This window comes from Limnoglobus roseus (assembly GCF_008254045.1).
GTDB lineage: Bacteria > Planctomycetota > Planctomycetia > Gemmatales > Gemmataceae > Limnoglobus > Limnoglobus roseus.
The window spans coordinates 3,660,279-3,684,611 of sequence record NZ_CP042425.1; the positions used below are offsets into that span (position 1 = coordinate 3,660,279).

The window sequence follows — 24,333 nt, forward strand, 5'->3', positions numbered from 1 at the left end:
GTCGTATGCTGATGAGGTTCGACCCTCCCTCGTCAGCGATTTCCCATGCTACTCTTTGCTCTCACGCTTTACCACACCGACCCGGCCGGCCGCACCGTGTTGCACGCCATGCCGGTGATGATCGGCGTGCTACTCGTCCTGGCCCTCGCGTACCGCTACTACTCGGCCTTCCTGGCCGCAAAGGTGGCGGCGCTCGACGACAGCCGCGTGACGCCGGCCCACCGCCTGAACGACGGCCAGAACTACCACCCGACGAACAAGTGGGTCGCGTTCGGCCACCACTTCGCGGCCATCAGCGGGGCGGGGCCGCTCATCGGCCCGGTGCTGGCGATTCAGTACGGGTACATGCCCGGCCTGCTCTGGCTGGTCATCGGTGTTTGCCTGGCCGGGGCGGTGCAGGACATGCTCGTGCTGGCCGCGAGCGTCCGCCGCGACGGCAAGAGCCTCGCCGAGATCGCCCGCCACGAACTCGGCCGCCCGGCCGCCGTGATCGCGTCGGTGGCGATCTTGTTCATCGTGGTGATCGCGCTGGCTGGCCTCGGCTTCGTGGTAGTGAAGGCGCTCGGCGGCGAGGAAGTGAAGTTGCCAGCGGGGATGCAAATCTTCGTACCTGTCGATAAGGCTGCCGAGTTTCGTGCGGAATCATCAATCACGATCGGCAAGTCGCCGGCCGACTGGACGATCACCATTCCCGGCGGCTCTCAAGTACGATACAGTCCTGGCGATTCGGAGACGCTGCGTTCTGAACCATTCGTTGTCCGCGCACCGCATTCCGATCAGTTAGAAATTAAGCATTTGACAGGTGACGCATTACCGCCCCGCCGCATCACCCTCCCCGCTGGTTGCACGCAGGTCGTTCCCGGTTCGTCGTGGGGCACGTTCACCATCGCCTGCACCATCCCCATCGCGCTGTTCACCGGCCTCTGGATGTACCGCATTCGCAAGGGCCGCGTGATCGAGGCGTCGCTCATCGGCGGCAGCCTCACGCTGTTCGCGGTCGTCGCGGGCGGGTGGATTCCCGGCTCGGCGATCGAACACGTCTTCTCGCTGACGAAGGACCAGACGATCCTCTCGCTCGTCATCTACGGCTTCATCGCGGCGGTGCTGCCGGTATGGCTGTTGCTCGGGCCGCGGGACTACCTCAGCAGCTTCCTGAAGATCGGCACCGTGATCCTGCTCGTCGGCAGCGTCATCGTCGCGAACCCGCCGCTGCGGGCACCGATGCTCAACGAGGTCTTCGTCGACGGCGGCCCGACGTTCCGGGGCAGCATCTTCCCGTTCGTGTTCATCTGTGTGATGTGCGGGGCGATCAGCGGCTTCCACGCCCTCGTCGCGTCCGGCACCACGCCGAAGATGGTCGAGAAGGAATCGCACGTCCGCACTATCGGCTACGGGGCCATGCTCATCGAAGGGCTGGTCGGCGTGGTCGCCCTGATCGCCGCCGCGAGCCTGCCGAACGACCTGTACTACGACATCAACATAGCCATCGACCGCGCGCCGGGGTTCTCGAAACAGGTCGCCGAGATTCAGGAGAAGTACGGCCAGGACCGCATGAACGCCGTCGGCGTGGACAACCTCTCGCACCTGAACCTCGGCTCCGTCGAGCAGAAGGTTGGCGGCGAATCGCTCCGCGGCCGGACCGGCGGGGCGGTGACGCTGGCCGTCGGCATGTCGGTCATCTTCGAGGACGCCTTCCGCTGGCTCGGCATCGCGGGCGAGAGCGTGCTGAAGTACTGGTACCACTTCGCGATCATGTTCGAGGCGCTGTTCATCCTCACGACGATCGACGCGGGCACGCGGATCGGCCGGTTCCTGTTGCAAGAAACGCTCGGCCGCATCGAGCCGCGGTTCGCCCGCCCCGACTGGCTGCCCGGCTCGATCCTCGCGAGTGCGGTCATCACCGGCAGTTGGGGCTGGCTCATCTGGTTCGGCAGTATCGAAACCATCTGGCCGATGTTCGGCATCGCGAACCAGCTCCTCGCGGCCCTTGCCCTCGCGCTGGTGACGACGTGGATCATCAACAGCGGCCGCGGGCGGTACGCCCCGTTGACGATCATCCCGCTGCTGTGGGTGTGTACCACGACGCTGACGGCCGCGAAGATCATGCTGCTTGTGAACTTCCCGGCCGACATCGACCGCGGCCGCGCGATGCTCCAGGCGAGTGATGTCGAGGCCAACGCCGCCGGATCGCGGATCGTGTTCGCGAGTTACCTGAACATCAGCCTGACGCTCTTCGTGGTGTGCAGCGTCGGCGTGCTACTGCTGTGGTCGTGGGCGAAGTGGATGAGCGTGGCCCTTCGCGGCCGACGGGGGTAGCGCATGGACTGGGAACTGCCGGGGAGTCACCGTTACGTCCACCGGATGGCCGCGACGCCGCTCGTGCCGGTGCAACTGGCGGCGGGCGAGCCGGCCATCTGGTGCAAGCTCGAATTCCTGAACCCGAGCGGGTCCACGAAGGACCGCATCGCCCGGTACATTCTCGAAAAAGCCTGGCGGCAGGGGCGGTTGCAAACCGGCGACCGCGTAATCGAGGCGTCGAGCGGGTCCACGAGCATCGCGATGGCCCTCGCCAGTGCGCAAATCGGCGTGCGCTTCCTTGCGGTCATGCCCGAGGGCGTGAGCAACGAGCGGGTGCTGCTCATCCGCGCCTACGGCGGCGACGTTCGCTTCACGCCGAAGGCCGACGGCATCCGCGGGGCCATCGCTGAGGTCGAGCGCCTCGGCCGGGAGCCGGGCACGTTCCTGCCGCGGCAGTTCTCCAACCGCGACAACGCCGACGCCCACCGGCTGACGACCGCCCGCGAGGTGATCGATCAGATACCCGGCGGCCGCGTGGACGCCGTGGTCAGCGGCGTCGGCACTGGCGGCACGCTCGTCGGGCTGTACCACGGGTTCGCCGAAGTCGGCTGTCGGCTCATCGCCGTTCACGCGAAGCCGGTCAACCTGTACGGCGACGCCGACGCCGAGTGTTGCAGCTACAGCGCCCGCATCCCCGGCGTGGCCGACCGCATCTCGGAAATCTTCCGCGAGGACAACCTGCCCGGCCTGCTCACGCTGGAGGTCAACGACGAGGTCGCCATCGCCACGACGCGGCAACTGATGCGGCTCGGCTTCCCGGTCGGCCCGAGTTCGGGGTTGAACTTCGCCGCCGCCCGCGAGGCCCACCGCCGCCTCGGCCGCCCGCAGGCGCAGGTCGTCACGGTATTCCCGGACCGCATGGAGCGGTACTTCACGACCGAACTCTTCCAGCCGTACCTCGCGTGACTCACGCCCGCGGCTTCACGGTCTGGACTAACTCGCCCGTTGAAATCTGCGCCGGGTGCGCCCTCCAACCCTTCAAGATCGTCGTCGCCTCGCGTCGATTCCGGGCGGCGATGGCGACGAGTTGCACGCCCGCCGGCGGCGCGGCCTTGTGGTCGTGTTCCTCGTGCGGCGTCCCCTCGCTGCACGCCCGGCAGAGCATCCGCACCGAGTGCGTCCAGTTCTCGGCGTAGCACCCCTGCTCGACGGCGATGTCGGTGAGTTCCACCATGAGTTCGTCGGAGTAGTCCATCCGCACCTCGACGCGGAACGTGCCGAAGGCACTCGGTTGGAGCAGCTGAAGGGCGTCGAACACCGGCAACTCTTGGCCTTGATACTTTCGGTAGCCGACCGGGGCCCCGTCGTTGAGGACCACGTCCCGCCAGGCGAAGCCGGAGTCGGAGAAGGGGATATTGCGAATGTCCGCGCGGGCGGGGCAGAGGCGGTCCGCCCAGACGACCTCGGTGTTGTCGCCGTGCGGGTTCAATCGAATCGGCCCGAACCCGCACGGGAGGTCGAGCGGCCCGCGGCCCGGCGGAACGTCGATGCCGAAGCCCCGCCACGCCTCCCGTGCGACCGGCCATTTGCTCAGGGCCGTGGCCGCGATCCCGAGGTTCCACCACGCCGCCTCGTCTTTTGGTGCGAGCTTCACAGCCCTCTGATTGCTCGCGAGCGACTGCTCCCACTGGCCCTGGTACTTGTACAGGAGGCCGAGGTTGTAGTGCGGTGAACTCCACTTCGGGGCCAGGGCCGCGGCCTGTTCGTACAGTTCGACGGCCGCCTGCCAGTTTCCCGCCTCGCGGCACGTGTTGCCGCGCTCGTTGTACGCGACGGCTTCCGCTCGTTTGGACATGGTGCGACTCGAAATGCAAAAACCGCCGGCGGACCGGCGGTGACAGGGTGAGAGGGAATCCGCGGCGGGGTTACATCGCCGCAACAGCCTTCTTCGACGGGGCGGCGTGCGCGTCGCTGGTGCCGAGTTCCGCGAGGATGGTCGCGGCCCGGTTGCCGTCGGAGGCCGTGTCGAACGTCACGTACCCGATGAACCGCCCTTGCAGTACGCTCATCACGAGGCCGTGCAGGTTGATGCCGGCCATCTCCCACGCCTGCGTCAGCTTGCCGCTGAGGCCGGCCTTGTCGTCCCCTTCCACGCGGAAGACGTAGGGTTCCGGTACCTCGTGCAACCCGGCCGCCTTGGCCGCCTTCAATTCGTTCGTGCCGGTGAGCGGGGCCACGTACAACTCGCCGACGCCCGGCTTGCTGGCCGACCGCTGGCTGTAGACGTACTCGAGGTGCGCCCCCGCCTCGGCGAGCGACTTCAGCTTGGCCGCGATGCCGCCCGGCTTGTCGTCCACCTCGGCGTGGTAGACGTGGACCCGTTGCATCTTGAAGCTCATGTGTCCTCCTGGTTAGAGAAGGCAAGCGGTTCCGCTTGCGGTGGAACTAGGCGCATCTTAACCCGGGACATCCAGAAAGCAACCGTCGAACCGCCGGGATTCGCCCCCGATTCCGCCGCCGGTGCGGGCTGTTCCGTCTGACGTTGGGAACGGCGTAATTGCTCCCGCGACGTTCGCCCGGGGAACGCCGTGTTGGAGCCGTGAACCCGTAACGTCGCCCGCCCCTCTTGCTGGGTGGCGTCGTACACTAGCCACGCCTGCCTGCCGCCGCGGGACTTTGGTGGGACTTCCGAACTTACCTATGTAGTGAGAGCTCAAAGTCGCACCGTCACTCCCCGGCGGCGGGGGGCACCTCAAAGGCCGCCATGTTTGCCGAGCGAACCCAGCGCGAGGACATCGTCCACTTCCTGAACTCGTGCTACGCCTGCACCGGCCAGCGCGAGTTCTACGAGAACGCCCGCAGCCAACGGGTGTCGATCGACTTCCTTCACCAGTACGTCCTCGGCAACTACCGCTCCGTGTACGCCCGCGCGCTCGCGGTCGGCATCAACCACTTTAACCAGGCCCAGATCATTGTCCGGCTGCTCGCGACCGGGAAGCAGGCGATCCCCGGTGAGGGCGCGTTGATTGCCCGTGCCCTCGCCACGATGCCGCCGCAACGGGCGTGGAAGGCGCTTCGCGACGTTCGCCGACTCGGCATCAACAACCGCCGGGCACGGGCGATCGCGCGCGATTACCTCCGCGGCCGCGACGCGGTGTTCGACTGCGTGAAGTACCGCAACAAGGTGAAGGCGGTGGCGTGCCACAACCACCTCTCGCTGCCGGGCGAGGCGGGGCCGTTCCTGTTCGAGAAGCGGTCGGCCCCGTTCCAGACGCCGCTGTTCGAACAGGTGCGGAGGGCGTGGCACAGCGCCGAGGCCGTGTACGAACTGCCCTTCACCGTGGCCGAGGGGCTGGCCGCGAAGCACCGCATCCCGCGCGACCAGTTCCTCGCCAAGATTCAACACCGCATGACGCAGGGCGAACGGCTGCGGCTCCAGAAGGCCGGCGACGTGGCCATCGACCTCGGCCGCTCGCCGCTGACGAAACTCGCCCTGTACGCGCTGTCGTTGCCAGAAGTGGCCGAAGACGTGTCGCAAGGGATGGAGCGGGCGGTAGCGGCGATCTTGCGGCGGATGCCGATGGCCCTCGGCAGGGTCGCGGCCATCCTCGACAACAGCTACTCGACCTCCGGCACGCAGGAGAAGAAGCGGCGTCCGCTCGGCGTGGCGTGGGCCGTGGACCGCGTACTGGCCGTCGCGAGCTGCGAGTACCGCGCGTTCTGGACGCACCCGTTCGCCGGACCGACGCCGCCGGCCCGTGGGGCGACCGACCTGGCGACGCCGATCCTCGACGCACTGGAAACGTCGCCCGAGTTGCTCGTGATCGTCACCGACGCCGTGGAGAACGATCCGCCCGGCGCGGCGGCCGGCGTGCTGAAACTCTGGCAATCCCGGCTCGACCCGTGGGGGAAAGTGGCGATCGTCCACCTCAACCCGGTCTTCTCGGCCGGCGACTACGCGCCGCGGCCGCTGTGCGACGGTGTGCCGACGGTCGGCCTCCGTGACGCCGAGAGTTTGCCGACGGCGTTGGCGTTCGCGCGGTTCGCCACCGGCACGACCACGCGGGCCGACCTGGAGGCGTTCCTGGACCAGCGGGCCGCCGAGTTCCTGGCCGCCGGAGAGGGGGCCGACCGTGCTGAATGACCTCACGCTCGCGCCGTCGCAAGCCTGCGGCGCGTTCCGCCTCGTGCCGCTGTTGCGGGAGAAGAACCGCACCGACCTGCGCCTCGGTTTGTCAAAGGAATCGGGGTTCGCCGTCCTGGAACCGAAGGCGGTGTACACGAGCTACATCCCGCACGCCCTCGTCGTCGAGTGGAACGACGGCTCCGCGCCGCTCGCCGCCGTTGGCACGCAGTTGAAGAAGCACCGCCACTCGTCGGCCGTGCCCCCCGGCGTCTTTCACCGCATGGCCAAGCGGCAAGACGGCCGCCGCCTGCGGTTCCTGCCGTTGCACCTGGCGATGGACGGCCTGCTCGCCCTCCACTTCGGCGGGCCGACGGTCCAGTGGGGCTACTTCTCGCGGCAGGCGATGTCGAAGGGGTTCAGCCCGCGGGTCGAGTCGTCGGTCGCCGGGTGGGCGCTCGAGGGGTTCGCCGACGCGCTCCGGGTCTTCGAGATTCACGAGGGGCAAGTCGGCGTGCTGGTGTTCGTCGCCGACTCGCTCGCGACGGCGTTCGTCGCCCCACACCCAGACGATTACCGGGCGCTGCACGACGCGCTGTTGCAGGACTTCTTCGGCGAACTGATCTGGCAGTACGCGGTCCTGTACCCGGAGTCGCCGCCGTGCGAATTCCCGACGCCGGCCGAGGGGGTGAACTCGCTCGCCGACCTGCGGGTCGCCGTGGAGGTGATGCGTTCCGACTGGGCGTCGTTCGGGCGAATGGCCGCGGTCGGCGTGATGGACGTGCCGGTGACGGCGGAGAAAGTGTACGACGCCGGACCGTTCCGGCTGGAGCGGTTCATCGGCAGCCTCGACCCGGCCGACGAGAACCACATCGGCGAGCGGATCGTCGCGCCGGACGGCTCGGTGCAATACCTGAAGACGTACCGACTGTCGGCCAACCAGACGCGGCGGGCGTACATGCTGAAACAACTGGCCGACCACGACTGGAACGTCGAATCGATCGCGAAGAAACACCGACTAACGGCGAACGACGTGCTGTTGCAGTACGAACACGCCGGCTACGGCTGGCTGTTCCACCAGCACGTCCTCGACGCGGCCCGCGCCTACGCCCGCAAGTATTCGTGACCGACTCCGCGGGGGCGGCTCACCCGGCGGGCAACAGCCGCAGGCTGGCGACGGACCGGCGGATGACTTCGTCGGCGGCCCACGCAATCGGGATCGTCTCGCCGGTCAGCCACAGGTCGAACTGGTCAACGAAGTTCGCACTGCACGGGTTGCCGCTCTGCCCGCCGGCCAGGACGAACCGCGAGTTCGACCAGTTCGACGTGTCGAAGACCGCCCGCAGGTTCGGGATGTTGTGCGTGAAGTCGAGCGGATCTAGTGGCTGAGCGGCCGCCTGCAAGACGGTGTTGCAGTCGCCGCCGAGGGGGACCGGGCCGGCGTTGAACACGCGGCCGAGCCAGTGGTTCTTGAAGATCGGGTGTTCCAGCCGCAGTTGCCGCAGGTCGCCCCACTGCCAGAAGGCCGGGGCGGGGCCGTGCTTGGTCCGCAGCGTCCGCACGACGGTGCCCAGGGCGTCGGCCATCACGGCCGGCCACGGGTCGGCAAACCAGCCGTCCGGCTGCGTTTGTACGAGTCGCACGAGGTGCCCAACGCGGCGTTCGGCGAAGAGGCTTTGCGAGAACGGGCCGAGGTCGATGTCGCCGCCAAGGGCCGCCCGCCACGCCTTCGGGGCCTTCGCCTTCGCCGTGCGGGTCGCCATCTCGGCCACGAACAACTCGAAGACGGTGGCGGCCGGCGACTCGGCCGTGACGTGGCTGTCCCACTTCTTCAGCAGATCGAGGCCGAGGGTCGCGTCGGGGTCGGTCGCGGAGAGAGCCAGCACGGTGTCGCGGATTTCGTCCCAGGGCATCGACCACTGGTTGCGTTGCAACTTGCCGCAGAACTCGACGGTCCAGTCGCTCCGCGTCGCCAACTCCGCGCGGATGATCTCGGCCCGGTAGGGGTCCACGTAATCGACGCCGAAGCGGCCGTCGGCGGTGTGCGGGTCATTGGCGGTGGCGAGGAAGCCGGCCGGCGGGTTGACGGCGAACGGCATCTCGTCGAAGGGGATCAGGCCGTCCCACCCCGCGACTTCGGCCGGCAAGGGCAGGGTGCCGTGGCCGAGCTTCCGCTTCGGCAGTTGGCCGATGAGTTGGTAGCCGGTGGTGCCGGTCTCGTCCGCGTAGACGACGTTCAGCGGCAAGCACGGCCAGGCGGCGAACGGCCGGCGGAACTGCTCGAACGACTTGGCATGCCGGGCGTCGAAGAACCCGCGGAGGGGCAGGGGGTCGAGCCACACTGCCCGCAGCGCGATGAGTTCCGCCGCGTCGCCGGCGACAACGGGGCCGTGCGGGGTGATCGTCACCTCTTCAATAACGTCCGCCCCGTCGGCCACGGAAATGACTTCCCGCACCGTGGGGAAAGTCGCGTCGGGCTTCACCAGGACGAGGTCGGTGTTGTCGGTGAGGCCGGCGGTCACGCCCCAACAGGCGAAACCGTTGTGGGCGATCGAGAAGACCAGCGTGCCGGCCAGCGCCGCCCCGGCGACGGCCCAGGTCGGCGTGTTGAGGTGGGCGAGGTACCACGGCGAGGGTAGGCTCGGCCCGAGGTGCGGGTCGCTGGCGAGGATCGGCTTTCCGGTGGCCGTGCGGCTTCCGGCAATGACCCAGTTGTTCGACCCGCCGCCGCGCGGCGCGAACTGCATGAACAACCGCAGGTCGCTCGCCAGGGCTTCCGCCGCGGTGGAATCGCCGCGATCCGCAGGGGCTTCGACGCCCGCGGGGTCGAGGTCGCGGAGGGCGTCGGGACCGTCGGCCCGCAGGATTTGCAGGCGGGCGAGTTCCGCGTCCCAGTTCGACGGCAGCAGGAAGGTTTCGAGCTTCACCAACCCCAGCACGTCGGCCGGCTCCCACGGCGTCGGCGTGGCCTTCAGCAGTTCGAACTCGTGCGGCGGCTTGTGGGAGCCGTGCGTTTGCCCCGCGTTGATGCCGCTCGTGAACGCGATCAGCGCTTCGCGGATGTCGGCATCGACCGCCGCCAGTTGCAACTCGCCCGCGCGGCGGAACCCAATCCGCCGGCTGAGGCGGTCCAGCGGCAGGGCCTTCCCGCCGACCATCGCGGCCATCGTCCCGCGGACGACCCGCAGCAGCGATTCGAGCTGAAAGCCGCGATCCTGAGCCTGCACGAAGCCGAGGCCGAAGAAGGCGTCGGCGTCGTTCTCGGCTTCGATCGTGGGCACGCCGAACTTGTCGCGGCGGACCGTCAGCGGGGCGAGCAGGCCGGGGATGCGGTGTTCGCCCGTGGTGATCGGCCGGCGGCTGCCGAGCACGAGTCGCATCAAGAATCGAGGGAGCGTCATGATGACGGCATGATACGGATTCTGTTTCGCCTCTCGACGGCGGCGGGGTACCATTGGCAGTGGACACCGCCAGACGAGGAAATCGCCGTGAACACCCCGCCGATCGACCGCCGGACCTTCCTCCGAACCGCCGCCGGCGTCACCGCCGCGACCGTGACAACCGCCCCCGCGACCGCCGCCGTGCCGACGGGGAGGGCGAAGAGTTGCATCTTCCTGATGCTGACCGGCGGGCCGAGCCAACTCGACACGTGGGACCCGAAGCCGAACGCCCCGAGCGACATCCGCGGCCCGTTCTCGCCGATCCGCACCACCGTGCCGGGGCTGCACCTGTCGGAACTGTTCCCGAAGATGGCGGCGATGGCCGACAATTTCAGCCTGATCCGCACGATGCACCACGAGTACGCGCCGATCCACGAGAACGGCTTTCAACTGCTGAACACCGGCCGCCGGTTCGGCGACGGCGTCGAATGGCCGTGGGTCGGGAGCACGCTTCGATCCCACCGGCGAGACCGCGGTGATAACCTCGTTCTCAAGGTCATTCCGAGCCTTGAAACGAACACAGGCGTTGCCATCAGCAACGGATTAAACCCCGGCGACGATGACCGCGTGTGGGTGTGGGGTGGGAACGAAGGCAAATACTTCGCGCGGCCCGGGTCGGTCTTCGCCCGATTCGGGAATACGATTTTTGGTCAGAACTGCGGGTGGGCGGCGTTGGCGAACAAGTTGATACCGTCCTCGTTCATCGTGGTGAATGCGTACTCCACCGTTTTCGACTGTCTTTCCTGGGACTGTCACGCGGACACCGGGGCACTCCACACAACACTCTCGGACTATCGGAACGAGGTCGCTCCGACGTTTGATACGGCTTTCACGACCCTGTTGGCCCGGCTTGAAGAAACCGGCCGGCTCGACGAAACGCTCGTCGTCGCAGTGGGCGAGTTCGGCCGCACCCCGAAGCTGAACTGCAATGGCGGCCGCGACCACTGGGCCAACTGTTGGACGGCCATCGTCGCCGGCGGTGGCGTGCAAGGCGGCCGGGTGATCGGCGAATCGGACACGATCACCAGTGAGCCGAAGGACCGCCCCGTGAGTTGCCCCGAACTGGTGGCAACGATCTACCACGCGATGGGCATTCCCTCGGCGACTCTCATCCCTAGTCCGGATGGTTTGCCGGTGCGGGTGGTGGAAGCGGAGCCGGTGCGAGAACTGTTCTGAAGGATCTCACGCCAAGCCGCGAAGCCGCCAAGAGGAGAAGAGGAATGAGATTGATCGTGTGTCTTCTTTGCGTTCTTGGCGGCTTCGCGCGAGACATTTCTGCCCAGCCACTGCCGAATACCAAGCTGCTCACGACTGACGGCGATCTGGCGAAGTTGATGGTCGATGGTATCCACAAGTACCTCGATCGTGAACTGGAAGCGGCCCCTGCGAAACGGTGGAAGCTCTGGGAAGAGGCGTTCAAGAACACGGACGCCCTGACGAAAGCGATCCCGGCGAAGCGCGAACGGTTGAAGCAGATCCTCGGCGTCGTCGATCCCCGCGTGCCATCGAAGCTCGAATACGTGGGCGGCCCCGACCGGCCCTCGCTCGTGGCCGAAGTGGATGGTTGCCGGATTCACGCCGTCCGTTGGGCCGTGCTGAACGGCGTCGATGCGGAAGGGCTGCTCATCGAGCCGAAGGACAAGCCGAAGGCGAACGTGGTGGCCGTCCCGCACGCCGATCAGCACCCCGAACAAGTCGCGGGCTTGACAAGCGGCGACGACTTCGGCCTACGCCTCGCCCGCCACGGCTGCCGAGTGCTGATCCCCACGCTCATCAATCGCGACGACGAGTATTCCGGTAACGCCCGCCTAAAGAAGTGGACGAACGACACGCACCGCGAGTGGATTCACCGCATGTGCTACGAGATGGGCCGCACGGTGCCGGGGTTCGAGGTGCAGAAGGTTCTCGCGGCCGTCGAATGGTTCGAGAAGCAAGACGCGAAACTCAAGATCGGCGTCATCGGCTACGGCGACGGCGGCATGATCGCTCTTTACGCCGGGGCATTGGACGAGCGAATCGCGGTGACGCAATCTTCAGCCTACTTCGGGCCGCGGGAGAAGCTTTGGGAGGAGCCGATCGACCGCAACGTGTGGGACCGCCTCCCTGAGTTCGGCGACGCCGAAATCGCAGCGATGATCGGCCCACGGGAGTTCATCTTCGAGCCGCTTGCCGACGACGAGGAGCGCAAAGGATTTTGGCCGACATGGAAGACATCGACGGCGAAACCGGGGCGGACGGGAACGGCCCCGGGCTTTCTGGCAGCGGTCCGGCAGGAGGCCGTCGTTGCTGAAGGTGCGAGATTCGACGCCCTTCTCAACCGCAAGTCTGCACTCAAAGTTCAACAGACGGATCGTGGGATTCGATGGGAGCAATTCTGCGACCGGCTGGCGGGTGAACCGTTGGAATGGGTGAAATATGGGGCGCCCGAGTTTCGCCCGATCGTGACCGATCCCGTCGCCCGCCACAAGCGGCAGTTCGATCAACTCGCGGCCTTGTCGCAGAACCTCTGGCGGCACTCCGAACCCGTTCGCCGCGAGTTCTGGAAGAAGGCCGACGCGAGTTCGCCCGAGAAGTGGGAGCAGTCGTGCGAGTGGTACCGCGACTACTTCCACGAGGAGGCCATCGGCAAACTGCCGGAGCCGACACCGACAGTGCCGCTGAACCCGCGGACGCGGCCCATCTACGACGAGCCGAAGTGGACCGGCCACGAGGTGATGCTCGACGTGTTCCCGGACGTGTTCGCCTACGGCATCCTTCTGTTACCGAAGGGCATGAAGCCCGGCGAGCGGCGGCCCGTCGTGGTCTGCCAGCACGGTCTTTCTGGGCGGCCGACAGACGTGTGCAACCCGAAGGAACGCACGAAGTTCTACAACTCGTTCGGTGCCCAACTCGCCGACCGCGGGTACATCGTGTTCGCGCCGCAGAACCCGTACATCTTCGAGGACCACTTCCGGCAAATTCTCCGCAAGGCCAACCCGCTGAAGTTGTCGCTGTTCAGCTTCATCATCCGCCAGCACCAGCGCATCCTCGATTGGCTGGAAACGCAGCCGAACGTGGACCCGAAGCGGATCGCGTTCTACGGCCTCAGCTACGGCGGCAAGACGGCCATGCGGGTGCCGGCGGTCGAGAAGCGGTACTGCCTGAGCATCTGCTCCGGCGACTTCAACGAGTGGATCGGCAAGATCGTCAGCACCGAGTTGCCGATGAGTTATATGTTCACCCGCGAGTACGACATGCTGGAGTTCAACCTCGGCCACACCTTCAACTACGCCGAGATGGCGAACCTGATTGCCCCGCGGCCGTTCATGGTCGAGCGTGGACACGATGACGGCGTCGGCACCGACGAGATGATCGCCTACGAGTACGCGAAGGTCCGCTACCTCTACGAGAACAAGCTGAAGATCGGCGACCGCACGGAACTGGAGTTCTTCGTCGGCGGCCACGAAATCCACGGCAAGGGCACGTTCGCGTTCCTCGACAAGCATCTTAAGTGGTTGCCGAAGTGACTCCGTCAACCCACCGCTCGAACTGTTTGGCCTTCTCCGCCCACCCTTCATCCTCTAGCCGTTCGCGAGCGGCCTGTTGACCGGCCGGCAGGCCGCCTTGCAATCGCTCGTTCACCCTCGCGGCAAACCCCTCGGCCGTGTCGCATACGTCGCAGCAGTCCGCCCACGGCCGCGTGGACGGCAGGTCGCGGACCACCACGGGCTTACCCGTTACGAGGTACTCCTTCAATTTGAGCGGTTGCATCGCCCGCGTCACCGGCAGATCGGCATAAGGCATCACCAGCACGCTGGCCGTGGCGGCCAGAGCCGGCAGCTTCGCGAACGGCATTGGGGGCAGTACGCGCACCCGCGGGATCGTCACCAACTCCGGGGCCGGGTCTTCACGCGGGCCGACGAGTACGAGGCTCCCAACTCGCAAACTCGCAGCGAGGGCCTTCACGAAGGCCACGTCCATTCGGCGGTCGATGACGCCCCAGAACACGACGAATGGCGGCTCCGGCCCGTCCAATCCCGGCACCTTCTCGGGCGGCTTCGTGGTCCAGTGGTCGAGATCGACGCCGTGCGTGAGCAAGTGGGCCGGCCGGTCGAGTTTGGCGATGTGGGCGACTAGCGTCTCGCTGACGGTCACGATCTCCTGCACCTTCGGCACCAAGTCGCGTTCCATCCGCAGCATCGTCTCGCCGTCATAGCCGGGCCATACGCTGAAGTCATCGACGCAGTAGTACGTCCACCGATGGGCGGGTAATTCGCCAACGAGATCGGCCACGAGCGGCAGCGTCGTGATGACGTTAGGGGGCTGCGGCAGGCTCTCGAAAATGGGGCGGAGCGACCGGAGCAACAGCTTGCGGTTCAGTTCACGTCCGAACTGCGACTTGAACGACGGCCACATTTTGGGCGAGATCGTTCGGGGGGCAAGAGTGGCGTGTTCAGAACCGGGTGACTGATGTTTTCCGCTCGGCGATGCCCACGATTTGAACTTCCCCATCACGCGCTTTGCCGTGCCCCAATCGAGGCGCGGCGGCCGGGTGCCGATGGTGTTCACCCACACGATTTCACGGTGCGGCAGGAGGTGCCGGACGAGGTGCTGACAGCTCGACGGGTGGCGGCCCCAGTCGTCGGCGAAAACGACCAGCGGGCGAACGGCGGCTTGTGACATAGAGTCATTATGGAACAGAACTCTCTCGAGAGACGCCTTGATGCCGTCGTTGTCGTGCCCGATGCGGTTTTTCACGCAAGAACCCGGCCCCCGCCGGGGCGAACCCGTTACCGTCGGCCTACCGTGGCCGCGGGGGGCTGTCACGGACGAACGACAGTTCCAACTCGTCGGGTCGGCCGGCACCGGGACGCTGCAAACGAAGGTCCTCGACCGCTGGCCGGACGGCAGCGTCCGCTGGTGCCTGTTCGACTTCCTCGCGACCTGGGACGGCCGGGCCGGTGAAAGTGGGTATCGGGTGGAAGTGGGCGAGCCGATCCCGCGCGAAGCGTCCCCGCTCGTCGTTCACCGTGAAAATAACTCGCTTCGGATCGAAACCGGTACGCGGTCGTTCAGGATCACGGTCGGCAGTGGGTTCCCTTTCGACGCGGTCGATTCGCTGGTCGCCGACAACGAGCGTTACTGGAACGCGAAGTTCGTCACTCGCCGCGTCGAGGTGCTGGAAGAAGGACCGGTCCGCGCTTGCGTTCGCGTTCACGCCGACGCTCTGCACATCGACGGCTCGAACTACGCCGATGTCCTGGCGTTCGCCGATGTGACGTTCCACGTCAAGTCGAGTACCGTGAGCGTTCGCCTCACAGTTCGAAACACGTGTGCCGCGGACCACCCCGGCGGCAACTGGGACCTGGGCACCGTGGGGTGCGAACGGCACCGCGATCTGACCGTCGCTGTACCGTTCGATATCGACGCCCTTCGGAACCGCGAGACGATTGAAGACGCCTACGGTCCCACCGACCTCGGGCCGGCACTCTCCACCACGCCGGCCGAGATTCGCGTGTCCTCCGAGCGCGGCCAGCCGATGGTTGCTCGTTCAACGACGTTCGCGCTTTACCAGGATTCGAGCGGCGGTGCGAACTGGCAGAGTAGCAACCACCTCACCGCCTCGCGGCAGATTGCGACCGAGTTTCGTGGCTACGAACTGCGAGACGGCGACCATGCCACGAAGGGCGACCGGGCGACTCCGATCGTGACCGTCGCACAGGGCGGCCAACTCCTTGGCGCAACGATGCCGGATTTCTGGGAGAACTTCCCGAAGGCCGTCGAAGCAGACCCGCGTGGCCTGCTCTTGCGGCTGTTCCCCCGGCAATCGAAACACGGGCACGAACTCCAGGGCGGCGAGCAAAAGACCCACACGTTCTCCCTTGCGTTCGGTGTGAGCACGATCACGGACGAACCCCTCGTCTGGTGCCGTTCGCCGATCGTCTGCCACGCGGCCCCGAAGTGGTACGCGGCTTCCGGCGCGATTCCGTACCTGACGCCGAAGGCCGACGACCCGCACGCGAAGTACCTCACGCTGGTCGATCTCGCCCTCGACGGGTCGGACACGTTTTTGCACAAACGGGAGAAGATCGACGAGTACGGCTGGCGGAACTTCGGCGAAATTTACGGCGATCACGAGGCGGTCAACCACAAGGGCGAGACGCCGATGATCTCGCACTACAACAACCAGTACGACTGCGTGGCCGCGTTCCTGATCCAGTTCTTCCGCAGTGGCGACCTCCGCTGGCTCTCGCAAGGGTTGGAGTGCGCCGACCATACCTGTGACATCGACCTCTACCACACCGACGACGACAAGGCGGCCTACAACCGCGGCCTCTTCTGGCACACGTACCACTACGCCGACGCCGACACCGGTACGCACCGCAGTTACCCGAAGTCACTGACCCGCGGCCCGGTCGAGAGCCTCACGCAAAAGATGGACAAACTCGGCGAGACGGCGGCCCAGTTGAAGAAGTCCTACGCCATCGGCGGTGGCCCGTCGGCGTCGCACAACTACAACGCCGGGCTGATGCTCGCGTACTTCCTGACCGGCAACTCGCTCTATCGCGACTCGGCCCTCGACTTGGCGAACTTCGTCATCAACATGGAAGACCCGGCCCGCACGCCGTTCCGCTTCCTGTCGCGGGAGTACACCGGGCTCGCCACGGAGTCCGGCGGCGGCGGCTACCACGGCCCCGGTCGGGCGGCGGCGAACTCAATCCTCGCGTTGCTCGTCGGCCACCAACTGACCGGCGACGCGAAGTACCTAGAGAAAGCCGAGCAACTGATCCGCCGGGTGGTTCACCCGAAGCAGAACCTTGACCGCCTCGACCTGCTGAACGCCGAGTTGCGCTGGTTCTACACAATGACGCTCCAAGCCCTCGGCCACTACCTCGATTACAAGGTCGAACTCGGCCAACTCGACCGGATGTACGCCTACGCCCGGCTGACGCTGTTGCACTACGCCCGCTGGATGGCGCAGCACGAACGGCCGATCCTCGACACGCCGGAGCGGTTGCAGTACCCGACCGAAACGTGGGCAGCCCAGGACATGCGCAAGGTCGAAGTCTTTCAATTCGCGGCGAAACATGCCGTCGGCGAAGAGCGGGCGAAGTTCCTCGAACGGGCGGAATGGTTCTTCAACTATGTGCCGGACAAGTTAAGCACGTTCGAAACGAAATCGCTCACACGGCCGGTGATTCTGATGATGAAGTATGGCTGGAGTCGCAACTGGTGGCGGCAGAACCCGACGGCCGCGGCCCCCGAACCGGCGGTAGCCGTCACGTCGGACGACTTCGGCGAGTGGCGGATGTTCGTGCCGCAGAAGGCGAAGGCGATCAAGCGGGCGAAGCGGATCGTGGTCCTCGGTGGATTACTCGGCGTGATCGCGATTGCTGGCCTGGCAGTATGGCTTCTGAGTTAAACCGCCCCCAAACCCAGCCCGGTCAGGAGGCCGGTGTTCATTGTGCCGTCTCGGATCGTGAACACGTCGGGGAAGCGGCTCTCCCACGCGGCGTTCGCGGCCGGGCAGTACTGACGGCCGTTCGATTCGATGGCCGCCACGCCGGGCACGTGGGCCGCGATGCCGGCCGAGTGGATCAGCGACGCTCCCACGCACGTCAGGTCTTGCACGCAGCGGAATAGGCCGAAGTGCTGGGCCGCGGCCGCGAGGAGGAGCGTCTGCGATTGCCCCTTGCACGCCTTGAACGCCACACCGGTGTAGCCCATCTCGCGGGCGAGTAACAGCGTTTCGAGGTCGAGGAGCGACTCGTCGATGACGACCGGCTTGAGCTTCGCCGCCTCGTGCATCTTGTTCGCCGGGTTCGCCTTCAAATCACGGGCCGTCGGCTGTTCCACGTACTGAATGCGGGCGAAGGCATTAGGCGATTCGTCCCGGATTCGCCGCAGGACTTCGAGCAGGTATTCGACATTCTGGCACCGCTCGTTGAAGTCGAGTGAGAAGTGAAACCCGTGGCCCGCGGCCGATGCGTCCGCCACGCGGTTCACTTCGACGACGCGGGCCACGTCCCAATTCTGGTCGTCGCCGTTAAGTTTGATCTTCAAGTGCGTGAGGCCATCCCGGATGATCCAATCGCCGAGCGTTTCCGGCAATCCGTCGCCGACGGGTTGCTTCACGTCGGCGGGCGTGAGCGGGTCGAGCGCACCGACGAGGTGGTAGAGCGGCATCCGCGGCTGCGGTTCCGCCGCGAGGAATTGCGATAGGTGTTGTCCGGCGAACTCGGTGCCCAGGAAATGGCCGAGATCGTGCCGAAGGAACTCGGGACCGTAGGTCTGGTAGCAGTTTTGACCGTGGGCCTTGCCAAAGGCGTCGTGCAGGGCCGCATCGAACGCGGACGCCACGACCAAGGCGGCGAGTTTCGGCATCCTCTCTGATGAGCAAAGTTCCTCAGCACCCCGGAAGAACTGCGATTCCAATGCGTGCGTGATCTCGATGGGGTGTTCGGCCATCGGGCACGCGCGGTAAATCGCTGCGACCGCATCCGCGAGTTGCTTCATCGCCGCGAGCGTTTCGTCATAGCCCACCGCTCGTGACGGCCACGCCCAGACGTTGCCGAGGGGCATTGAGCCGAAGCCGGTCGCGACCTTGCCGCCGACGGTTTCGACGGTCATCTCGACGTTGAGGAGTGTCACCTTGTCGAGCGCGACGCCGCCGAACTTGATCGGGGTGCGATAGCGGTAGTCCTCGTACCCGAAAGTCACGTCCTTGATGCGGATGTCCGTGCCCGGCATGTTTGTCCTCGGCGGGGGTCGCAGTACAACACGGACATGATACCAGATTGGCAGTTGCCGCCCGGCGTGGACCGCGGACTGTGGGACTACCTCCACAGCAACGAGATGGTGGCCGGCTACGACCGGCAGATGGAAGTCTCCCCTCTCGCGGCCGTCGACGTGCGGTTCTGCGAATCACAGTTCCCGACGCCGGGGCGGTTGGTCGATCTCGGCTGTGGCACCGGCCGTCTCTGCCGCCACTTTGCCGCGCGAGGGTTCGAGTGCGTTGGGGTGGACCTGTCGGAAGAGATGCTGGCGAAGGCCCGCGAGAACAACCCGACTGTCACGTTCACCGTGGCGAACCTCGTTGATCTCGCCCAGATCGCAGACGGCACGTTCGACTACGCCGCGTGCCTGTTCAGCACGCTGGGGATGGTCCGCGGCCTCGAACACCGGTGGGCGGCGGTACGGAGTGCCTTCCGAGTGCTGAAGCCCGGCGGGCGGTTCGTGGTCCACGCCCACAATCGCTGGTTTCACCGCCTCGGCTGGCAGCGGTTCCGCACGAGTGACATCACGATGTCACAGGCCTACGGCGGTGCGCCGCTCACGCTCCACCACTTCTCGAAACCGGAGATCGTCGGCCTACTTGGGAGCGTCGGCTTCATAGTACGGGACGTATCGCCCGTGGGGCTGACCGCCACCGGTCGGCTGGCGAGCGCGTGGTGGGTGCCCGGCCTGCGGGCCTACGGCTACCTGATCGCGGCTGAGAAGCCGCCGGCTGCGTGACCTTTTACCCCGTCGCTTTCAACTGCGGGACTTCCGGCGAGTTGTCGGCGGCGAAGCGGGTTAACTTCTCCCACGCATCGGTCGGGCAGGGATGGGACTCCATCAGGCGGGCGAGGTCGCGGAGCAATTCTCCCGTGTCCGCGTAGGGGCGGTCGATGGCGACCACGTCGCCCATCGGCGGTTCGGAGCCGATCTCCAGGCGGCGGATCACGTTCGTCAATTCTGCGGGGAGCGGCTTGGGCCTTGCCCCGCGGCGGCGTGAGCCGAGTTGCGACCAGACGAACGCGACCTGCCCGAGCGCCCGCAGGTCGGTGGACGCCAGCGGTTCGACCGTCTGCGACCCGCCGGACAGCCAGACTGGGTCGCCAAAGCCCAGGATTTTCAACGACCCGTCCGCGGTGAGCAGGAACGACTCGGGAGCCATCCGCCCGTGGACGAGGCCGCCGCGGTGGGCGTGGTGGATGCCCTTGGCCGCGTCGGCGAGCAACCGCAGCCAGACGCCGGGGGTGGCGGCGACCGGCGGCCAGTCGGCGGACGTGAGGCCCGACACCCACTCTTGTAGCGCCGCGGGCCGCTTGTTGACTTCCAGCACTTCCAGGGTGTTCGCGAGGTTCGGGTGAGTCGCCTGGGCCATCGTGGCGAACCGCTGGCGGAACTCGTCCGGGTGAACCGCGTCCTGCATCTCCGCTTCGGCCAGGTGCCGAAGCACGTACACGCCGCGGGTCGGACCGCCGGGCCGAGCGGGGTCGAAGACGCGGTAAGCCGTCTCCTTCGAAGTCGATCGCAGTCGGTCCACCACTCGCATCCGCCCGAGCATCAGGCCGTCGAGGTTCCCGCCCTCGATCAACGCGAGTTGGTACAGCGTCAGCGCACCGCTGGCGAGGAGCGTCTGCCGAAGGGTTCGCCGCTGCCGGCGGGCTTCTTCCCACAATGCCTGAAGTGTGGTGTCGTCCACGAGGCCGCGAGACTTGAGCAACTCGCCGAGATGCTGGTCGCCGGGGTCCGGGTCCGCGGCCGGTAGCTCCACGGGGGCGACCGGAAGCAGGGTGGCCGGCTCTTCGCCGAACTTCGGCATGTCGCTCTCGTCGACCCGCCGGCCTGCCGCGAGTTCGCGGAGTTTCCGCCGGTACCAGTCGCGCATCTCGCCGAGGTGGCGTTCCATCTCGGCCCGCTTGTCGATCACCTTCCGGCGCTCGGCCACGATCTCCTGCGACTGCCGGGTGAGGTCGTCGCGCGTCTCGGCGATCTGCCGCGTCGCGGTTTCCACCTCCGACTGTCGCTGCTCGATCCGGGTTTCCGCCGAGGTGAACTGCTGCCGCACGTCGCCGATTTTCGACTGCCAGTCGAGCAACTGCTGGCGGAACGCGCTGACACCGAGCCGGTGTTCCGAGCGGGCCGCGTCCAACTCCGCGGCGCGCTCGCGAAGGTGCTCGCCGTCGGCCCGCAGTTGGTTGCGGACGGCGTCCAGTTCCTCCCGCGACTTGCGGGCGTAGTCGTGCAGTTCCGCGAGGTGGCCGCGCAGCACGTCGCGGGCGGACGCCAGGCGGTCGAGCGATGCCTTCGCTTGCTCGTCCAGGTCGGGGGCGAGTTGCCGAAGTTCCGCGAAGTGGGCGGCCACGCGGGCCTGAGCCGTCTCGGTTTCCTGCTGACTTTGCAGGTGAACCTCGACCGCGTTCACCCGCTCGGCCTCGAACTGCGTACGCGCCTCGTACAGCGCGGTCCGCTCGTTCGCCACGGCCTCGCCGACTTCCTTGAGCCGTTCCACCTGCCGGGCGAGCGTCGCCTCACGCTCGGCCAACGTCTTCGCGCGGTCGTCGTGTTCCTTCGCCTGGGTCGCCAGCTCTGCCCGCTCGGCTTCGAACCGTTGCTCGGCCCGCTCCCGCTCCTCGTCCATCCCGGATCGCAGCCGCTCCATGACGGCGTGTTCTTCCGCCAGCTTTACCCGCAGTTCGTCCACTTCCTTCGCACGCCCCGCCAACTCTTCCGCCCGCTTGCGGAGTTGCTCCTGGAAGGCCACCCGCGCCGCGTCCGTCTCCGTCAACGACGCTTCGCGGGCCTTCACCGCCTCGCGGTCTGCTTCCAACCGCTGTTGCAGTTCCAGTGCCTGCCCGATGCGGGCTTTGAGCAGCGCCGCCTGTTCCGCGAAGTGGCTCGTCCGCTCGTCCAGTTCCAGTTCCTTCTTGCGAAGCTGCTCTTCGGCGGCCCGGTGCTGGTCGATGGTCGAAGCCAGCAGCACGTTCCGCTCAGCGGCGGTGCGGTGCTCGCTCGCGTGGTCGTCGCGGAGGGTGCCCAACTCGGCCCGCACGAACTCCGTGTCGCGGAGCTTGGCGTCGAGTTCTCGGCGGGCTTCGTCCATCCGCAACCGCTCGGCCGCGAGAGTGGCGGATTCCTGGTGAATCGTCTCCTGCTGCCGCGAGAGGTTGGCCCGGAGGAACGCCAGCGACGCCTGCTGCGATTCCAGCATCGCGCCGCGCTCGGCGACCGTCGCGGCTTGCTGATCGAGTTCCGTGCGCAACCGCTCCAACCGCTCGGCCTCGGCCTGGAGGCGGGTCTGTTCCGCGTCGGCGAGTTGCAGCGTTTCCTCCCACTCGCCGGAGTGCCGGCGGAGCAGGTCGAACCGCCCTTCGATCTCCGCCGTCCGCCCGTCGAGGGTCGCCTGTCGCGCTTCCTGTTCCGCCTGCCGCCGGTCGAGGCGGAGGAGGTCGTCCTTGTGGCGGTCGCGTTCCGCCTGGAAGACTTCTCGGTCCGCCCGCAGTTGCTCCTCACGTTGAGTCAAGTCGCGGTTCCGGCCGAGCAGGGCTTCGTCGAGTTCTTGCAAGCGTTCGAGTTGCCACTGCCGCTCGCCGTCCATTGCCGCGCGGTCGCGCTTCAGTTCCGTGCGGATCGTCTCGACGGCCGCCCGCTGATTCTCGATCTCGTCGTGGGCCGCCGCCAATCGCTCGCGAACGTGCCGCAACTCCACCAGCCGCGGCTCGTACTCTCGCGCGTCGATCTCGAATTGCAGCCGCCGCCCGGCGATCTCTTCTTCGAGCTTCCGCATCCGGCCCTGAAACTCGGCATCCGCCTCTCCGCGGCGGGCGGTCAGCTCTGCCTCGACTTCCTCCCGGCGGTGCCGCACTTCGTCTTCGAGGGCCGCGAACCGGCGGTCGAATTCTCGCTGCAATTCTTGTTCGCGGGCGGTCAGTGCCGCCTCGCGTTGGAGCAACCCCTTTGCGTCCGGCGTGTCGCGGAGTTCGGCTTCCCATTCCATCTTCCGGCCGTACCAGATCGCCCGCTCTTCTTCGAGTTCGCGCTGCTGCTCGGCCAACTCCGCTCGCGCCTTCGCGATGTCGTCCGATGGCGCGGTCTCGGTGGGGGCCGCAACGAGTGACACGTCTTCGAAGAGTTGCAACTTCGGCGAGAAGAACGATTCTTCCGACACGTGAACCTGAATCTCGACCGGCCCCGCGACGACGAGGTCGCCGTTCTGTACGCCGACCGGGGCAGACCCGGACAGGGGCCGATCGTTGACGACGACCGGGACCGTCGGCGAGAGTTTGCGGACGCGCAGGCCGTCGGCGGACCGCGTGAACTGGCAGACGACCGGCGGAAGGTGGTTGCCCGGTAAGCGGAGGTCACAGCCCGCGGCACCGCCGATCAGGAACTCGCTCGTGCCGAGCGAATAGCTCGTCACCCGGCCGCCGCCGATGCGAACATCGAGGCGAACGCCGGGTTCTTCGGCGGGCGATTCAGCGGGCAGGAAGGCCAACATGGTGCGGTCCGCATCCGTGCGGGTGGGGTGACACGCCGCGATTGGAACGGATCGGGGCGGCCCTGACAAGGTCAACTCGACCCTCCGCAGCTTGCAGTTGACGCCGCGCGTGCGCACGGGATAGAGTTCGGCCCCCTCGATTGGGTCTCGGAAGGCCACGATATGATGCTGCCGCGATTGACCGAACGACCCCTGGCCGCCCCGGCGGAGCCGGTGGCGTGGGACGAAACGGAGTGCCCGCTGTGCGGCCGCAACGACGCCGCGTGCGTGCAGGAAGCGCAAGATCCGACGCCGACCGCGGGCGAGGGGCTGTGGTTCGCCGTCGTGGAGTGCCGGCACTGCTCGCTGCGGTACACGAACCCGCGACCGGACGCCGCGAGCATCGGGGCCTTTTACCCCAGCGACTACAAGCCGCACCGTCGGCCGCGGAAGATTCAATTGGCCCGCGCGACCTCCTGGCTCGGCCGCTTCTCGGGCCGCTCGCCGGAACGCCGCGGCTTGCTGCCGTGGATCGGGCCGCCGGGCCGGTTGCTCGATTTCGGCTGTGGCGGCGGTTCCTTTTTGAAGCGGATGGCCGATCAAGGCTGGCAGGTGACGGGCCTGGACGCGGCAGTCGGGGCCGTGCAGGATGTGCAAGAATCTTTCGGCCTAAAAGCCCTGGCCGGCACCCTGCCGCACGACGATCTGGAACCGGGGTCGTTCGACGTGGTCACGATGTGGCACTCGCTCGAACACGTTCACGACCCGCTCGCGATTCTCGGCGAAGCGTACCAACTGCTCGCGCCGGGCGGCAAGCTGATCGTGGCGTGCCCGAACATTGAGAGCACGTCGTTCCGCTGGTTCGGCCCCGCGTGGTTCGGCCTCGACTTGCCGCGGCACCTGACGCACTTCACGCCGAAGACCCTGCGGGACGCCCTGGAATCCGCGGGGTACGCGGTGGAATCACTGCGGTTGATCCGCCAGAATGACTGGCTGCGGTCGTCGGCGAAACTGGCCGTGCGGAGGCAGTCCGACGCAATCTGGCACCGCCCGCTGCTGTGGAAACCAGTGGCAAAGCTGGTGGCGTGGCTGACCTACGTGTGGGGCCAGAGCGACTGCATGATCGCGGTCGCCCAGCGGCCGCTGTAGATGGCGACCACCTTGTGTAGCCGCAGGCTTTAGCCTGCGTGAGGCCTCCGCCGGCACGTGATTTCGTAGACAATCGAGAGACATCCGCGGGAGGAAGC

Annotated in this window: 15 protein-coding genes; 9 read left to right on the forward strand and 6 right to left on the reverse strand. The window is 66.7% G+C overall.

Annotation, left to right across the window (positions count from 1 at the left end; genetic code table 11):
* Positions 1-45 precede the first annotated feature (45 nt).
* Positions 46-2,316: a carbon starvation CstA family protein gene (locus tag PX52LOC_RS15395; RefSeq protein ID WP_149110949.1), complete on the forward strand. Its 2,271-nt coding sequence runs from the start codon at positions 46-48 to the stop codon at positions 2,314-2,316.
* A 3-nt stretch (positions 2,317-2,319) separates the two neighbouring features.
* Entirely contained in the window at positions 2,320-3,264 is a 945-nt protein-coding gene (locus PX52LOC_RS15400) for a PLP-dependent cysteine synthase family protein (protein ID WP_149110950.1), read from the forward strand.
* Position 3,265: 1 nt separating this feature from the next.
* On the opposite strand, the gene PX52LOC_RS15405 is transcribed toward PX52LOC_RS15400, so the two are convergent.
* A complete protein-coding gene (locus tag PX52LOC_RS15405; RefSeq protein ID WP_149110951.1) occupies positions 3,266-4,153 on the reverse strand; it encodes a tetratricopeptide repeat protein in 888 nt (295 codons plus the stop codon).
* Positions 4,154-4,223: 70 nt separating this feature from the next.
* On the reverse strand, positions 4,224-4,697 hold the full coding sequence (locus tag PX52LOC_RS15410; protein WP_149110952.1) for an amino acid-binding ACT: 474 nt from the start codon (positions 4,695-4,697) through the stop codon (positions 4,224-4,226).
* A 365-nt stretch (positions 4,698-5,062) separates the two neighbouring features.
* Between PX52LOC_RS15410 and PX52LOC_RS15415 the strand changes: the two genes are divergently transcribed.
* Both PX52LOC_RS15415 and PX52LOC_RS15420 read left to right on the forward strand, forming a co-directional pair.
* On the forward strand, positions 5,063-6,442 hold the full coding sequence (locus PX52LOC_RS15415) for a hypothetical protein (protein ID WP_149110953.1): 1,380 nt from the start codon (positions 5,063-5,065) through the stop codon (positions 6,440-6,442).
* Positions 6,432-7,547 carry an ARPP-2 domain-containing protein gene (locus tag PX52LOC_RS15420; RefSeq protein ID WP_149110954.1) on the forward strand — a complete coding sequence of 372 codons (1,116 nt, stop codon included), beginning with the start codon at positions 6,432-6,434 and terminating at the stop codon, positions 7,545-7,547. Before PX52LOC_RS15415 ends, PX52LOC_RS15420 begins: the two co-directional genes overlap by 11 nt.
* A 19-nt stretch (positions 7,548-7,566) precedes the next feature.
* Here PX52LOC_RS15420 and PX52LOC_RS15425 read toward each other — a convergent pair whose 3' ends face one another.
* On the reverse strand, positions 7,567-9,801 hold the full coding sequence (locus PX52LOC_RS15425; protein ID WP_168219012.1) for a penicillin acylase family protein: 2,235 nt from the start codon (positions 9,799-9,801) through the stop codon (positions 7,567-7,569).
* A 108-nt stretch (positions 9,802-9,909) separates the two neighbouring features.
* Here PX52LOC_RS15425 and PX52LOC_RS15430 point away from each other — a divergent pair, with 108 nt between their 5' ends.
* The gene (locus tag PX52LOC_RS15430; protein WP_168219013.1) at positions 9,910-11,037 is read left to right on the forward strand and encodes a DUF1501 domain-containing protein; all 1,128 of its coding nucleotides are present in this window, start codon (positions 9,910-9,912) and stop codon (positions 11,035-11,037) included.
* Between the two features lie 44 nt (positions 11,038-11,081).
* Positions 11,082-13,367 (forward strand): alpha/beta hydrolase family protein, encoded by a 2,286-nt coding sequence (locus PX52LOC_RS15435; protein WP_149110957.1) that lies wholly within the window; start codon positions 11,082-11,084, stop codon positions 13,365-13,367.
* Here PX52LOC_RS15435 and PX52LOC_RS15440 read toward each other — a convergent pair.
* The gene (locus PX52LOC_RS15440) at positions 13,348-14,523 is read right to left on the reverse strand and encodes a glycosyltransferase family protein (protein WP_149110958.1); all 1,176 of its coding nucleotides are present in this window, start codon (positions 14,521-14,523) and stop codon (positions 13,348-13,350) included. The two genes, PX52LOC_RS15435 and PX52LOC_RS15440, sit on opposite strands and share 20 nt — an antisense overlap.
* Before the next feature lie 40 nt (positions 14,524-14,563).
* On the opposite strand from PX52LOC_RS15440, the gene PX52LOC_RS15445 reads away from it, so the two are divergent.
* Positions 14,564-17,263: an RIFT barrel domain-containing protein gene (locus tag PX52LOC_RS15445; RefSeq protein WP_246173734.1), complete on the forward strand. Its 2,700-nt coding sequence runs from the start codon at positions 14,564-14,566 to the stop codon at positions 17,261-17,263.
* On the opposite strand, the gene PX52LOC_RS15450 is transcribed toward PX52LOC_RS15445, so the two are convergent.
* A complete protein-coding gene (locus PX52LOC_RS15450) occupies positions 17,260-18,591 on the reverse strand; it encodes a mandelate racemase/muconate lactonizing enzyme family protein (protein ID WP_149110959.1) in 1,332 nt (443 codons plus the stop codon). The two genes, PX52LOC_RS15445 and PX52LOC_RS15450, sit on opposite strands and share 4 nt — an antisense overlap.
* A gap of 36 nt (positions 18,592-18,627) precedes the next feature.
* Here PX52LOC_RS15450 and PX52LOC_RS15455 point away from each other — a divergent pair, with 36 nt between their 5' ends.
* Positions 18,628-19,356 (forward strand): class I SAM-dependent methyltransferase, encoded by a 729-nt coding sequence (locus tag PX52LOC_RS15455; RefSeq protein ID WP_149110960.1) that lies wholly within the window; start codon positions 18,628-18,630, stop codon positions 19,354-19,356.
* Between the two features lie 4 nt (positions 19,357-19,360).
* Here the strand turns inward: PX52LOC_RS15455 and PX52LOC_RS15460 are convergent, their stop codons facing one another.
* Entirely contained in the window at positions 19,361-23,107 is a 3,747-nt protein-coding gene (locus tag PX52LOC_RS15460; protein WP_149110961.1) for a hypothetical protein, read from the reverse strand.
* 162 nt (positions 23,108-23,269) lie between these two features.
* Between PX52LOC_RS15460 and PX52LOC_RS15465 the strand changes: the two genes are divergently transcribed.
* Positions 23,270-24,235, forward strand: a complete 966-nt coding sequence (locus PX52LOC_RS15465; protein ID WP_149110962.1) for a class I SAM-dependent methyltransferase — start codon at positions 23,270-23,272, stop codon at positions 24,233-24,235.
* Positions 24,236-24,333 lie beyond the last annotated feature (98 nt).